This window comes from Geobacter argillaceus, from assembly GCF_007830735.1.
GTDB lineage: Bacteria > Desulfobacterota > Desulfuromonadia > Geobacterales > DSM-12255 > Geomobilibacter > Geomobilibacter argillaceus.
Map to the genome: position 1 here is coordinate 67,225 of NZ_VLLN01000003.1, position 12,583 is coordinate 79,807.

At 59.8% G+C, this 12,583-nt stretch carries 15 protein-coding genes and 1 riboswitch; of the genes, 6 read left to right on the plus strand and 9 right to left on the minus strand.

The genetic code is table 11. The annotated features are described in order from the left end of the window. Positions 1-23: 23 nt before the first annotated feature. From JN12_RS03210 to JN12_RS03225, 4 genes are all read left to right on the plus strand, one after another. Complete coding sequence (locus JN12_RS03210) at positions 24-464, plus strand: DUF4149 domain-containing protein (RefSeq protein ID WP_145018055.1); 441 nt, start codon at positions 24-26, stop codon at positions 462-464. A gap of 1 nt (position 465) precedes the next feature. Beyond that, entirely contained in the window at positions 466-1,080 is a 615-nt protein-coding gene (locus JN12_RS03215; protein WP_145018058.1) for an NUDIX hydrolase, read from the plus strand. A 70-nt stretch (positions 1,081-1,150) separates the two neighbouring features. Next, on the plus strand, positions 1,151-1,978 hold the full coding sequence (gene lpxC / locus JN12_RS03220; RefSeq protein ID WP_145018061.1) for a UDP-3-O-acyl-N-acetylglucosamine deacetylase: 828 nt from the start codon (positions 1,151-1,153) through the stop codon (positions 1,976-1,978). A 125-nt stretch (positions 1,979-2,103) separates the two neighbouring features. After that, positions 2,104-2,523: a hypothetical protein gene (locus JN12_RS03225; RefSeq protein ID WP_145018064.1), complete on the plus strand. Its 420-nt coding sequence runs from the start codon at positions 2,104-2,106 to the stop codon at positions 2,521-2,523. Positions 2,524-2,555: 32 nt separating this feature from the next. On the opposite strand, the gene JN12_RS03230 is transcribed toward JN12_RS03225, so the two are convergent. The 7 genes from JN12_RS03230 to asnS form a co-directional block, all read right to left on the minus strand. After that, positions 2,556-3,311, minus strand: coding sequence for a TSUP family transporter (locus JN12_RS03230; RefSeq protein ID WP_145018066.1), 756 nt, complete (start codon positions 3,309-3,311; stop codon positions 2,556-2,558). An 87-nt stretch (positions 3,312-3,398) separates the two neighbouring features. Continuing rightward, a complete protein-coding gene (locus tag JN12_RS03235) occupies positions 3,399-5,162 on the minus strand; it encodes a coiled-coil domain-containing protein (RefSeq protein ID WP_145018069.1) in 1,764 nt (587 codons plus the stop codon). 72 nt (positions 5,163-5,234) lie between these two features. Beyond that, a riboswitch (cyclic di-GMP riboswitch) is annotated at positions 5,235-5,309 on the minus strand. A gap of 115 nt (positions 5,310-5,424) precedes the next feature. Next, positions 5,425-5,745 carry a hypothetical protein gene (locus JN12_RS03240; protein WP_145018072.1) on the minus strand — a complete coding sequence of 107 codons (321 nt, stop codon included), beginning with the start codon at positions 5,743-5,745 and terminating at the stop codon, positions 5,425-5,427. Between the two features lie 40 nt (positions 5,746-5,785). Further along, positions 5,786-6,385, minus strand: coding sequence for a DUF3106 domain-containing protein (locus JN12_RS03245; RefSeq protein ID WP_246125733.1), 600 nt, complete (start codon positions 6,383-6,385; stop codon positions 5,786-5,788). Then, positions 6,334-6,717: a DUF3619 family protein gene (locus JN12_RS03250; protein WP_145018079.1), complete on the minus strand. Its 384-nt coding sequence runs from the start codon at positions 6,715-6,717 to the stop codon at positions 6,334-6,336. The genes JN12_RS03245 and JN12_RS03250 overlap by 52 nt, the downstream gene beginning before the upstream one ends. Next, positions 6,714-7,301, minus strand: coding sequence for an RNA polymerase sigma factor (locus JN12_RS03255; RefSeq protein ID WP_211360491.1), 588 nt, complete (start codon positions 7,299-7,301; stop codon positions 6,714-6,716). Before JN12_RS03255 ends, JN12_RS03250 begins: the two co-directional genes overlap by 4 nt. A gap of 41 nt (positions 7,302-7,342) precedes the next feature. Beyond that, entirely contained in the window at positions 7,343-8,725 is a 1,383-nt protein-coding gene (gene asnS / locus JN12_RS03260; RefSeq protein WP_145018082.1) for an asparagine--tRNA ligase, read from the minus strand. A gap of 136 nt (positions 8,726-8,861) precedes the next feature. On the opposite strand from asnS, the gene JN12_RS03265 reads away from it, so the two are divergent. Together JN12_RS03265 and JN12_RS03270 are read left to right on the plus strand one after the other, a co-directional pair. Next, positions 8,862-9,212 carry a S41 family peptidase gene (locus JN12_RS03265; protein ID WP_246125735.1) on the plus strand — a complete coding sequence of 117 codons (351 nt, stop codon included), beginning with the start codon at positions 8,862-8,864 and terminating at the stop codon, positions 9,210-9,212. Beyond that, entirely contained in the window at positions 9,209-9,592 is a 384-nt protein-coding gene (locus JN12_RS03270) for a glutaredoxin domain-containing protein (protein WP_145018088.1), read from the plus strand. Before JN12_RS03265 ends, JN12_RS03270 begins: the two co-directional genes overlap by 4 nt. 77 nt (positions 9,593-9,669) lie before the next feature. Here JN12_RS03270 and JN12_RS03275 read toward each other — a convergent pair whose 3' ends face one another. After that, positions 9,670-10,956, minus strand: a complete 1,287-nt coding sequence (locus JN12_RS03275; protein WP_145018091.1) for a homocysteine synthase — start codon at positions 10,954-10,956, stop codon at positions 9,670-9,672. An 87-nt stretch (positions 10,957-11,043) separates the two neighbouring features. Further along, positions 11,044-12,534 (minus strand): 4-alpha-glucanotransferase, encoded by a 1,491-nt coding sequence (gene malQ, locus JN12_RS03280; RefSeq protein WP_145018093.1) that lies wholly within the window; start codon positions 12,532-12,534, stop codon positions 11,044-11,046. Positions 12,535-12,583 lie beyond the last annotated feature (49 nt).

The window sequence follows — 12,583 nt, forward strand, 5'->3', positions numbered from 1 at the left end:
CCCATTAGTTGGCAGAGGTTACCATGCAGCTTGTTTCCATACTGTACCGAGTGGCGGTCGCCTTCTGGGTTGGCGGCATAGCCATCTTCACCTTTGTACTCACCCCCACTCTTTTTCGGGCTCTGACGCGCGACCAGGCAGGAAGCATCGTCGGCATCCTCTTCCCCGGCTACTTCCGCTGGGGGCTGGCCTGCGGAGCGGTTGCGCTGGCCACTCTCCTGGTGCTGCGTGACCGGGCATTCAGTGCCAGGCTCGTCATCATCCTGGCCATGCTGACCATCACCTCGGTTCAGGCATTCGTCATCGAGCCGCGGGCCGCAGCGCTCAAGAAGGAGATCCCCTCCTTCGAGACCACCAGCAAGGAGCATCCGCTGCGCCGCGAATTCTCCCGGCTCCACGCGTTCTCCGCCATCTGCAACCTGTCGGTTTTCAGCGGTGGTGTGATCCTTCTGGTGCTGTTGTGACATGAGCGATTTAAACCTTGAACAGCCACAAATCACCCTGAGCGATATCGCCCGGGCATTGGCAGGATACAGTCCGAAACGGTTCGAATCAGCCACCCAGCGAAGCGCCGTCGCCATTATCCTCCGAAACGGAACTGACGGCCCTGAACTGCTGTACATCCGGCGGGCAGACGATGAGCACGATCCCTGGTCGGGCAATATCGGTTTTCCCGGCGGCCGGGTGGAAAAACGCGACCACTCCGTCAGGGCAACAGCTGAACGGGAAACACTGGAGGAAGTGGGCTTAAGCCTGGACTGCGCCTGCTATCTGGGGCAGTTGGACGACATCACCGGCACCAACCTGCCGATACAGGTCTCCTGCTTCGTCTACGCCCTTACCGTCGACCAGGAGCTCGCCCCCAACGATGAAGTGGCCAAAGCCTTCTGGTTCCCCCTGTACGAACTGCTGATGCCAGGACGTCACCAACTGACCTCCATACCGTTCAACAGCACGACCTACTACCGGCCGGCCCTCGACCTGCTGGGACCGGAGGGGCCGGTTCTCTGGGGAATCACCTACCGCCTGACCGAACAGTTCCTCTCGCTCATCGGCCACCCCCTCCCACCTCCGACCTGACCCGTACCGAGGGGAACTCCGACTACCTCCAGCCGTTGACGCGCCACCGTTTCTGTGCGATAAATGGCCAATGATCAAACGCCGGACCACCATCAATAAAATCTTCAGAATCACGGGGATCGGCCTCCACACCGGCCGCCCGGTTACGCTGGAATTTCTTCCCCGCCGCGAGACCGGTATCGCCTTCGTGTTGGGGGACTGCCTGATTCCGGCCCGCTTCGACCGGGTCAACGACACCCGTCTCTCCACCCAGATTGCCGGAGAAAAAGGGTCGGTCGCCACGATCGAACATTTGATGGCAGCCTTCTATTTTGCCGGCATCACCAACTGCCTGGTGTACATCAATGGCCCGGAAGTGCCGATCCTTGATGGTTCGGCCTGGGAGTTCTATCAGGAGATGTGGCGGGCCGGGGTGTACGAGTTCCCGGAAACCGGGGTCTACCTGAAGCCCCACCGGATGATCGAGGCCACCTTCAACGACGCCTATATCCGTATCAGGCCGCTCAATACGCTGGACATCTCCATGACCATCGAATTCCGGCCTCCAGTGGGCAAACAGCGCAAGAGGGTGACCGACGTCGAGAACGCCTTTGCCATCATCAACTCGCGGACCTTTGTCCTGCAGGAAGAGATCGAGGCGATCCAAAAGGCCGGACTGGCCAAGGGAGGATCCCTGGACAATGCGGTGGTCATCGGCCACGACGACATCGTCAATCCGCATGGCCTCCGCTACAAAAAAGAGCTGGTGAACCACAAGATCCTCGACCTGATCGGCGACCTCTACACCAGCGGCTACCGCATCCTCGGCAAAATCGAGGCATACAAGACCGGCCACCACCTGAACAATCTCCTGCTCCGCGAGATATTCTCCTCCCCCGACAATTACGCTATCTACTGACCACTTCCACCCCCTCATGGAACCCGACATCGGGTCGCAGACCGGCCGATGTCGGTGGCTTGCATGATATCCTCCTGCTATGCTGGGCTCACGGTTAAAGAGATCCGACATCGTGGGGGGAACATATGAAAACGAGATTATGTACGGCGCTGTTCGGCGGGTTGATGCTGATGATGGCCCTTACCGGCTGCGGCAGCGAGGTCGCGGTGACCATTCCGGTCCAGGTATCATATCCGCCGGACATCACGTCACTTCAGTACACGCAGGACAGGACCACCCAACTGGTCACCGGCACCATTTCGTTCACCGACCATGATGCCGACCTGTACGACATGACCATTGTCGTCACCAACCGTCTCACCGGCAGAGAAGCGTCCCGGACGAGAACCGACCTCAGGACTTTCAGCGGCTATGCGGCTGGCACCATCTCCTTCTCCATCGACTACATCACCATGATGGCCGGCACCTACGACTTCACCCTTTACCTGAGCGACTCGTACGGCAACCTGTCCAACCCGGTCTATGGCACCTTCTCGGTGCCCTGATTGTGTACTTGGGCAAGTCGGGGAGAGACTGGTTACCGGTAGTTGAGATAGAGCAGTCGCGCGGTGACGGCCAGGACCATCACGATGAAAATCGGCCTGATGAACCCCGTTCCCCGGCGGATGACCAGCTTCGAGCCGACCCGTGCCCCGAGAAACTGACCGGCTCCCATGACCAGTCCTTCGCGGAACCTGACCTGACCGGCCGCGAGAAACAGCACCAGGGAAACGATATTGCTGGTAAAGTTCATCACTTTGGTATAGCCGGTGGCCTTGGTCATGTTGTAACCAAGGCCGAGCATGAGGGCGACCACCCAGAACGAGCCGGTGCCCGGGCCGAAAAATCCGTCATAGAAACCGATGCTCAGGCCAACCAGCAGATAGAAGGGACCCGCCGGGAAATGCGGAGCGCGGTCCTCGAAACCGAGGCGCGGGGTAAAGAGGGTGTACGCGGCAATCACCACCAGGAGCCAGGGGATGAGGTGGCGAAGGAGGTTGGGATCGATGCGTTGCACCGCCCAGACACCAACGGCGGCACCGACGGTGGTGCAGAGAATCCCTGTGCGACAGTCACGGAGGTGCACCACTCCGGCCCGCACAAAGTGGAGCATGGCACTGCCGGAACCGAAACTTGACTGCAGCTTGTTGGTACCGAGGGCTTCGGTGGGAGGTAGTCCGCATCCAAGGAGAACGGGAATGGTGATGAGTCCGCCGCCGCCGGCTATGGAGTCGATGAGCCCGGCGACGAAGGCGGTGATAAAGAGAATGCCCAGCAAGGAGTACGTTGCCATCTGCAGCCACCCGAAATGAGATCTGCTGCACGGTAACGCGCCGGACAACGGGATGCAACGGAATTCTGCCGGACTGACTGCCCCGGTTCAGGCGGATTGCCTTAACGGCTCTTGCTGTGGATGTTCAGCATGACCTTTTTCAACCCGTTTGAGTACCGGGATCTTTTTCAGCACGCTCCGCCGTTTTTGCGGCGTGGCACCCAGATCGTGCTTCTCCATCATGAACCCCATGATCTCGAAATACTGAATAGCATCACGCAGCACCGTGGCGCAGGATGCCTTGTCAGCCGGCTGTTGGTGCGGCACATAGACGGCAACCCGGCCGCTCTCCGGCATGTGCCAGGCGATATAGATACGGGGCAGGCCTTCTTCGGCCACGGCGCAGACATATCCACTGCACTTCTGGACCTCACGTCCGATGGGAACCGCCTGAACCGTATTGATGGAAAGGAACACTGCCAGCACATCTACGGATGAGCGGTACGGCACGGTGTCGAGGCCGGCGTCAAGCCCGAACTCTGTCGTGGAATCTGCTCCAGCGGCACTGAACGGGCTCTCGGGGTCCAGCATCGCCAATGCTTCTTCCGCGCCTGACGATGAAGCATCCGCCTCCTCTTCGTGCAGGTCCTCATGCTCCTGTTCCGGCACCGTCAATGGTGTGCTGGCAACCGCGGGAGGTGCGACAACATTGTCCCTGTCCGGGGACGGAACAGAGTGCTGCACCGGCAGTGCGCCACCGGCAGCCATCTCGGCCACCATGGCCCGCAGTTCGGCCCGGAGAGCCGTCTGTTCGCGCTGCGCAACCTGTTCCTGAATCAGCAAGGCCTTGGTCAATCGTTCATTTTCCGCCCGAAGCAAAACAAGCTCATCGGCACTGGCCGCACGTTCGGCTTTGCGTTCTTCCGCAAGCTGCTCCAGTTCTACCAGGATGAGGCTGTTGTCCTTGGAGAGTTGCGTCAGTTCCAGGCGCGCCTCCTGTAGCTCGTTCTGTACCTGCTCCAGGTGTGTAAGCGATGCCCTGGCCCCGGCAAGCTCTCCGGCCAGGGCGGCCAATTCGGCATTGGCAACGCCGGCAGCCGTATCCAGCTCGCTTTGCAGCTTTTCGATCAGGGACTTGTTAATTGCCCGTTCCTCCACCAAGTGGGCCGTCAATGCGGCCGACTCAGCCTGCAACCCCTCCAGGGCCGCTGCTCCGGCAGCTTTTTCCGCGGTCAGCTGCTGCTCTAGCGCCTCTTTTTCGGCAACGGCCTTTGCCAGAAGTTTCTGAACCGCAGCCAGCTCGTTTTCCGACTTTTTCGCCGTTGTGTCCCTTGCCGCCAGCGCCTCAGCCAACTCAGACCGGAGCAATGCTATTTGTTCGGGAGCCACCTGCTCCTTGTGGGGTGCTGTTAAAGGTTTTTCAACCACTGCTGGCTCTATCAATGATTTTTCAACTGGCGGGACCAGATGGAGAAGTTTCTTCTGTGAAGCTGCCGGTGGACGCATGATCCGCAGACTGCGAATGATCACCTGGCGGATTGCCGCGCTGAAATCGATGTTGACCTTTTCCACGACAAACCCCTTGGCAGCGACAAACTCATGGGCTTGCGCCAGCAGACGCAGATAATCAGCCGCATCGGTGGGATCGCTATCCGGAGTGTAGACGTGAATCTGCTTGAAGCCCGTATCGAGAAATGACACGAAGATGCGCAGTTGCTGCCCCTCTCTGGCAGTACAGATATATGCCTCGCACTGGCGGCCACAAAAGGAAGGGTCATCGGGAACAACCGGCGATTTGGACTGAAAGAGTTCGTAGAGGGAAGGTTCGTCGATCTTTACATACTCAACAGAAGGGTTGAAAGAAAACGACATCGGGCACCTCCACGGTTGGGGACAACTGGGGTATGAAATAACAAAGCCGGGCGCAGGAATATCTTCTGATATTTCGGCACCCGGCTGTCTTCGTGAGACCCTTGGGCTATCCGCCCCGCCATCGCTGGAGGTTTAGTCTTATCGCTTATCAGTTTGATTTCTAAACGCAAATTGTAACGTATCGTACCAAGGGGCTCCCCTAACCGTCAAGACATCTGGCAAGGTGATCCTGTGACCATGATCACAAACCTGTCGGCACTCGTCAATCCTTGCTCAACGCGTTCTTCAAGGTGGTTACCAGGGTACCGACAATGAAGAAGAACAGTGCTTCAACGGTAAAGTTCCAGTAGTGGAGGGAAGAGCGTAGTTCTGCACCATGGAGGGCATAGTCAGAGGCAATCCTGGTCACCCAGCTGGCAGAGGCGAGCAACAGGCCGCTCCGGCGACCGCTATACCATGCCACGCCGCTTATCGGGATAAGGTAAAAGATTACCAGGGAATAATCGCCAGTGAAGTAGTCCACAACCCCGATAATACCAACCAGAAGAAGGCAGCCGATTATCACTGCCAATCGGGTTTTCATCAGCATAACCTCATATCCTTGCATCTCAAACGGTCAGCACTCACGGCCGATTGTGGTCTACACTGCCCCCTGCCCCACTGCCATGCCCGGCCTGTTCGCGGAGACGCTCCCGTGCCGCCCGCTGCTCCTCAGGAGTCATCTTGTGCCATCGCTCCGTGATAGCCCGACGTTCTTCAGGAGGCAGGCTGTGCCACTCCTCACGCAGGCTGTGCCGTGCTTCGGGCGGAAGTGCCCGGAACCAGCGAAACCGCTCCCGGACCTTTTCCTGTTCGTCGGGTGGGAGACGACGAAACCTGTCGAACTTGAGCCGGAGCTCTTCCCGCTTCTCCGGGGGAAGTTCCTGCCACCGCCGGAACCGTTGCCCGGCCTCCCGGCGCTCCTCCGGCGTCATCTGACGCCACCGTTCAACACCTCGTTGCAGACGTTCCTGACGTTCAGGGGAAAAGGTGTCCCATTGATCGGCAAACGGTTTCAAGGTGTTCTGTTCTTCGGGTGGCAGGCTTTGCCATGGTATCCGGGCCGGCTCCGCAAAAACGGTCACCCCCCAAAAAAGCATAATGACAGCCATCGCTACCGACCGGGCGCGCTTCATCTCTTCACGCCCCCGTGCCCGGCACTGCCGGGCTGGTCGGCCAGCCACCGATAGAAATCCAGATCCTCGTACAACTCAAGCTGTTCCTGGGCAGAAGCAATCTCCAGCTCATCCAGATTCCTGACCTGCGTGCTGCTGCGATCTCCTCCATGCCAGATGGAGACGGCAGCAACCAGGACCGCGGCCGTGGCGAATCCGCCGGCAGTGATCCAGCGGGGAACGATGCGATACCTGAACCACCCCCCCTGCGGCACCCCGATGGCACGCATCCGTCCATCGCGCAGTCGGCCGACCACCACCGGCGGCAGCCGGTCGGCCTCTTCGTCCAGTCCGCGGACGATGGAGCGAATGAAAGTTCCGTCATGTTCATTCTCTCTCATGGCCAATACTCCTTCAAAAGCTCTCGTAGCGTGCGCACGGCACGGAAATGATGGGTTTTTACGCTACCTTCGGAACATCCCATGGCAGAAGCTGTTTCGGCAACATCGAGCCCCTCCCAGGAACGGAGCAGAAACGCCTGTTGCTGGCGAAGCGGGAGCGCTGCCACCGCCTCACCGATGGCCTTGCCCAATCCTTCTCGTTCCAGGAGGTCTGCCGGGCTCTGGCCGTCGATATCAGGCAGTCCCTCGATCGGGTCACTGTCATCGTCTTCTCTGGAGCCCAGGCCGAACCAGGTGCGGAAACGGTTGCGCACCACCGCACGCCGATGACTGTCAGTGATCCGGCTCTGCAAGGTCCGCTGAAAGAGCACCTGCCACTCGGCTGCCGGCCGATTGCGGTAATTCCTGACAAAAACCAGCATAGCCTCCTGGACGATATCAAGGGCATCCTCTGTCTCTGCCACCGCATACATGGCCATCCGGAACGCCCGCCGCTCCACCTGTGCCAGGAATTGATTGAGCTCTGCCGCGTTATCCAGCTCCTGCTCCTTTGCACTTTTGCATAGTTTTAAATTTAAACGCACCAGTGCCCTGCCGGTTGACCGGAAATCTTTTTGTCACAGATTCAGAACTCGGCATGCCGCGGTGTTCTGGGGAACGGGATCACATCGCGGATATTCTCCATCCCGGTGAGATACATGAGCAACCGCTCGAAACCGAGCCCGAAACCGGCATGGGGGCAGGACCCCCAGCGCCGGGAGTCCAGATACCACCAGAGACCGGTCGGATCGATCCCTGCCTCCGCCATCCGTGCCTCCAAGAGGTCGAGCCGCTCTTCCCGCTGGCTGCCGCCAATGATCTCCCCCACCTTGGGCACCAGCAGGTCCATGGCGGCCACGGTCCTGTTGTCGTTGTTCCGGCGCATGTAGAACGCCTTGATCTCCTTGGGATAGTTGACGATAAAGACCGGTCCCTTCACCACCTGCTCGGTGAGGTACCGTTCGTGCTCCGATTGGAGGTCGAGCCCCCACTCGACAGGGAACGAGAAGGAAATCGGCGCCTTTTTCAGCTGCTCGATCGCCTCGGTGTACTCCATCATGGCAAAGGAAGAATCAGCAACCTGCCGGACCCGTTCAATCAGCCCCTTGTCGATATGGTCATTGAAAAAGGCCAGATCATCGTGACACTCGTCCAGTACGTGGCGGCAGAGATAGCGGAAGAACTCCTCGGCCAGCCGGGCATCGTCCTGCAGATCGGCAAAGGCCATCTCCGGTTCGATCATCCAGAACTCGGCCGCATGGCGGGAGGTGTTGGAATTTTCAGCCCGGAACGTGGGACCGAAGGTATAGATGTCGCTGAAGGCCAGGGCATACAGTTCCCCTTCCAGCTGGCCGCTCACCGTGAGCCCGGTGGCCTGGCCGAAGAAGTCGGCACTGTAATCCACCCGGCCCCCTACCAGCGGCGGTTTGTCCAGCGGCAGGGTGGTGACCCGGAACAGCTCGCCGGCCCCTTCGCAGTCGTTGCCGGTGATGATCGGGGTGTGGACGTAGAGAAAACCATGCTCGCTAAAGAATCTATGAATCGCCTGGGCCAGGGAGGAGCGCACCCGGAACACCGCGCCAAAGGTGTTCGTACGGGGCCGCAGGTGGGCGATGGTCCGCAGGTACTCCATGGTATGGCGTTTTTTCTGGAGCGGATAGCTGTCGTCGCTCGGGCCGATGACCCGGACCTCCTCTGCAGCGAGCTCCACTGCCTGACCCGCCGCCGGCGACGGCACCACCCGTCCCCGGACGGCAATGGCACTCCCGGTCCCGAGCCGGCAGATCTCGTCAAAATTGGCCAAAGAAGGCCCGGCAACCACCTGCAGACTCCCGAAGCAGGAACCGTCGTTCAGGGCAATGAACGCCACCTCCTTGCCGCACCTTACGGTCCGCGCCCATCCCCGTACCTCCAGCGCCGTTTCCGGCCCGCTCGCCAGCGCCTGCTTCACCCGAACCCGCTTGTACATGGCATACTCCGTCACTTCAGAATTGCTGCCATTCTAGCACAGACAGCCGCAGGAACAAGAGCCGGGTTGACCCCATCCCGCCCCTGCGCTATAGTTTTGCCAACCTATGCGCATCATCTTTTTCTTATTATTCATAGTGCAGACAGTTATCGCTACGGGCGTCAGCGCGGCCCCTTCGGCGAAGAACTTCGGCGGCGTCGGGATCGACGGTGTTCCGCAGGCCGACGGACAGATCGTTGTCAGGCAACTGGTGGCCGGCGGTCCGGCCCATCAGGCGGGCATAAAGGCTGGCGACATCATCACCCACATAGACGGCAAACCAACCAAGGGAAACGATTTCAGGCAACTGGTCGACCATCGGCTCCGGGGACGGTCCGGCACCCCCGTCACCCTGAAGATCCATCGCCCTGGAGAAACGAAACCGCATACCGTCACGCTGATCCGGCGCCAGCTGATGATCGGCAACGTAAAGGAGAATCCGAGATGACAAAAATTCTGATCGCCGCCACATTTCTGCTCTTCACCGCTACCGTCACCACCGCCGCCGGGCCGGCCTCGACCGATGCCCCCCAGAGCCCCATCAATCCGGCTGCGCCAGTCAAGCTGCAGTATCCGAAGATCGTTCTCTACTCGACCTCCTGGTGTCCCCACTGCCGCCAGGCCAAGGAATACATGACCAGCAACAACATACCGTTCATAAACAAGGATGTAGAGCTCGACGACAGTGCCATGAACGAACTGATCAATAAGTACAAGAGCCAGGGGGTGCCGGTCATCGTGCTCGGCAACGACGAAAAGGTGCTAAAGGGATTTGACGAACAGAGATTCAAGAAGGCCGTGGAGGAGTTGCAGGGGAAGAAGAAGTAGCTGCATCTCCTGCTTTCAGCGAAAAAACGGGATGAGCCACATCGGCCCATCCCGTTTTTTCGCTATAACGGTGCCCTTTACTGCTGCGAAGCCTGCAGCGCCTGGTCGATGTCGGCAATAATGTCGCTGATATCTTCAAGGCCGATGGAGAGCCGGATGAAGTCGGCCGTCACCCCGGTGGAGACCTGCTCCTCCTCACTCAACTGCTGGTGGGTGGTGGAGGCGGGATGGATCACCAGCGACTTGGCGTCGCCGATGTTGGCCAGATGGGAGAGCAGCTTTACGTTGTCGATGAACTTCTTTCCGGCCTCCATTCCCCCCTTGATGCCGAAGCCGATGATTGCGCCGGTCCCTTTGGGGAGGTATTTCTCTGCCCGGCCATGGTCACGGTGGCTGGCGAGCCCGGCGTAGTTGACCCACGACACCAGGGGATGCTTCTCCAGCCAGGTTGCCACGGCCTTGGCGTTCTCCACGTGGCGCGGCATCCGCACATGAAGGGTCTCCAGCCCCTGGAGGAACTGGAAGGCGTTGAAGGGGGAGAGGCAGGCTCCCATGTCGCGCAGCAGGGTCACTCGCATCTTGAGGATGTAGGAGAGGTTTCCCAGGGCCTCCCAGTACTTGAGGCCATGGTACGAGGGATCGGACTCGGTGAATTCGGGAAACCGGCCGTTGTTCCAGGGGAACTTGCCGCCGTCCACCACGGCGCCACCGATGCTCGTACCGTGACCACAGATGAACTTGGTGAGCGAGTAGACGACAATATCGGCACCGTGATCCAGGGGGCGGAACAGGTACGGCGTGGTCACCGTGTTGTCCACGATAAAGGGGATGCCGGCCCCATGGGCGACCTTGGCGATCCCCTCGAAGTCGTCCACGTTGTTCTTCGGGTTCCCCACCGACTCGGTATAGACCAGCCGGGTCTTGTCGTCTATCGCCTTCCGGAAATTCTCCGGATCCGAGGAGTCGACGAATTTCACCTCGATCCCCAGTCTGGGAAGGGTGTAGTGAAACAGGTTGTAGGTGCCGCCATAGAGATAGCTGGTGGAAACGATGTTGTCCCCGGCCTTGGCGATATTGAGCACCGCATAGGTAGTGGCCGCCTGACCGGAGGCGACCGCCAGGCCGCCGACACCGCCATCAAGCTGCGCCAGACGGTTCTCCAGCACATCGGTGGTCGGATTCATCAGCCGCGTGTAGATATTGCCCGGTTCCTTGAGGCCGAACAGGTTGGCCGCATGCTCCGAACTCCTGAACACATAGGAGGAGGTCTGGTAGATGGGGACTGCCCGGGACAGGGTTGTGCCATCCGGCGTCTGTCCGGCATGGAGGGCCAGGGTGTCGAACTTCAGTGTGCTGTCAGCCATAATAACGTCTCCTTCACGATAGTATTTCCCGACTTTGTGAGTAAATAAGCTATAAACAGTTCACAGTTACACAGTCAACAACTTATTTCAACGGCCGGCTCCCCTGTTGTACAGGGATGTGAGTTCGGCCAGGCGACCCGCCAACCCTCTCCCGAGCACCTTTTCTGGCATCCGCCATGTCCAGTTCCCTTCAGCCACGCCAGGTGTGTTCATCCGCGCCGAGCTGTCCAGTTCCAGCAGGTCCTGCATCGGGATGATCGCCTGCCGTGCAACCGATGACAGTGCAGCCCGGGTCATCTCCCAGACCACCTCCTGCGGGGAGCAGCGGAGGTAACTGCAGACACTGCGCTGCTGGCGTTCGCTAAGCCCATTGAACCAGCCGCGGGTGGTGTCGTTGTCGTGGGTGCCGGTATAGACCACGCTGCTTTGGCAATAGTTGTGGGGAAGGTAGGCGTTGTCCGCGCCGGAATCAAAGGCAAATTGCAGGATCTTCATGCCGGGCAGACCGAACCGGTCGCGCAACGCCTCCACCTCCGGGGTGATGACCCCCAGGTCCTCGGCGATCAGCGGCAGGTCACCGATCGCCTCCCGGAAGGCATGGAACAGCGCCTCGCCGGGCCCCTTGACCCATTCACCCTTCACCGCCGTCTTCTCCGTGGCCGGGATCTCCCAGTACGCCTCGAACCCCCGGAAGTGATCGATCCGGACCAGATCGTACAGGCCCAGGTCGCTCTTCAGACGAGCGATCCACCAGCCGTAACCGTCGGCCGCCAACCGCTCCCAGTCGTAGAGCGGATTGCCCCAGCGCTGGCCGGTCCTGCTGAAATAATCCGGCGGTACCCCGGCCACCACCAACGGTTTCCCGGCCTTGTCGAGCCGGAACAGATGCTGGTTGCACCAGACATCGGCCGAATCAAAGGCGACAAAGATGGGCGCATCACCGATGGTCCTGATCCCCCGCTCGTTGGCGTAACGCTTCAGGGCCTGCCACTGGCGGGAAAACTGCCACTGCAGGTATTTCTGGATACCGATGGCATGGCCCAGGAGATGGGAATGCTCGCTACAGGCGTCCGCATCCCGACGGACCAGAGGGGCCGGCCAGCGGTTCCATCCCTTGCCGGCAAAATGCTCCTTCAGGGCCATGAACAGGGCAAAGTCGTGCAGCCAGAACGTGGTGTCGCAGAAGTGCCAGAACTCCTTCTTCCGGGAACGGTCGTCAGCAATGAAAAAGCGCTCTGCACCCCTGCGGAGGGCACTCAATTTGTGCTCGGTCACCGCCTGGTAATCGATCCGCTCCGTCGGCAGGGTGTCGGCTATCTCTTCCGGCAGCAGATCACCTTCGGCAACAAGTGTCCGCAGGTCTATCAGGAGCGGATTCCCGGCAAACGCCGAATAGCAGGAGTAGGGAGAATTGCCGTAACCGGTCGGCCCCAGGGGAAGGATCTGCCAGAGGGACTGGCCGGCATCCCGCAGGAAATCCACGAAATGCCTCGCCTCGATCCCGAAGGAGCCGATACCACCCGGCCCGGGAAGGGACGTGGGGTGTAGCAGTATGCCGCTCTGGCGCTGCTGGTGCATGCACTCTCCTCTGCCCGGCCGAAACCGGGTCCGCGGGCAGGATCTTTAC

What these genes read in the sequence shown, in the direction of transcription:
- JN12_RS03275 (WP_145018091.1), bottom strand. Translation starts at nt 10,956, where the DNA reads ATGGCTGACAGCACACTGAAGTTCGACACCCTGGCCCTCCATGCCGGA.
- JN12_RS03210 (WP_145018055.1), top strand. Translation starts at nt 24, where the DNA reads ATGCAGCTTGTTTCCATACTGTACCGAGTGGCGGTCGCCTTCTGGGTT.
- JN12_RS03235 (WP_145018069.1), bottom strand. Translation starts at nt 5,162, where the DNA reads ATGTCGTTTTCTTTCAACCCTTCTGTTGAGTATGTAAAGATCGACGAA.
- asnS (WP_145018082.1), bottom strand. Translation starts at nt 8,725, where the DNA reads ATGTACAAGCGGGTTCGGGTGAAGCAGGCGCTGGCGAGCGGGCCGGAA.
- JN12_RS03250 (WP_145018079.1), bottom strand. Translation starts at nt 6,717, where the DNA reads ATGAGAGAGAATGAACATGACGGAACTTTCATTCGCTCCATCGTCCGC.
- JN12_RS03240 (WP_145018072.1), bottom strand. Translation starts at nt 5,745, where the DNA reads ATGAAAACCCGATTGGCAGTGATAATCGGCTGCCTTCTTCTGGTTGGT.
- JN12_RS03215 (WP_145018058.1), top strand. Translation starts at nt 466, where the DNA reads ATGAGCGATTTAAACCTTGAACAGCCACAAATCACCCTGAGCGATATC.
- lpxC (WP_145018061.1), top strand. Translation starts at nt 1,151, where the DNA reads ATGATCAAACGCCGGACCACCATCAATAAAATCTTCAGAATCACGGGG.
- JN12_RS03225 (WP_145018064.1), top strand. Translation starts at nt 2,104, where the DNA reads ATGAAAACGAGATTATGTACGGCGCTGTTCGGCGGGTTGATGCTGATG.
- malQ (WP_145018093.1), bottom strand. Translation starts at nt 12,534, where the DNA reads ATGCACCAGCAGCGCCAGAGCGGCATACTGCTACACCCCACGTCCCTT.
- JN12_RS03230 (WP_145018066.1), bottom strand. Translation starts at nt 3,311, where the DNA reads ATGGCAACGTACTCCTTGCTGGGCATTCTCTTTATCACCGCCTTCGTC.
- JN12_RS03270 (WP_145018088.1), top strand. Translation starts at nt 9,209, where the DNA reads ATGACAAAAATTCTGATCGCCGCCACATTTCTGCTCTTCACCGCTACC.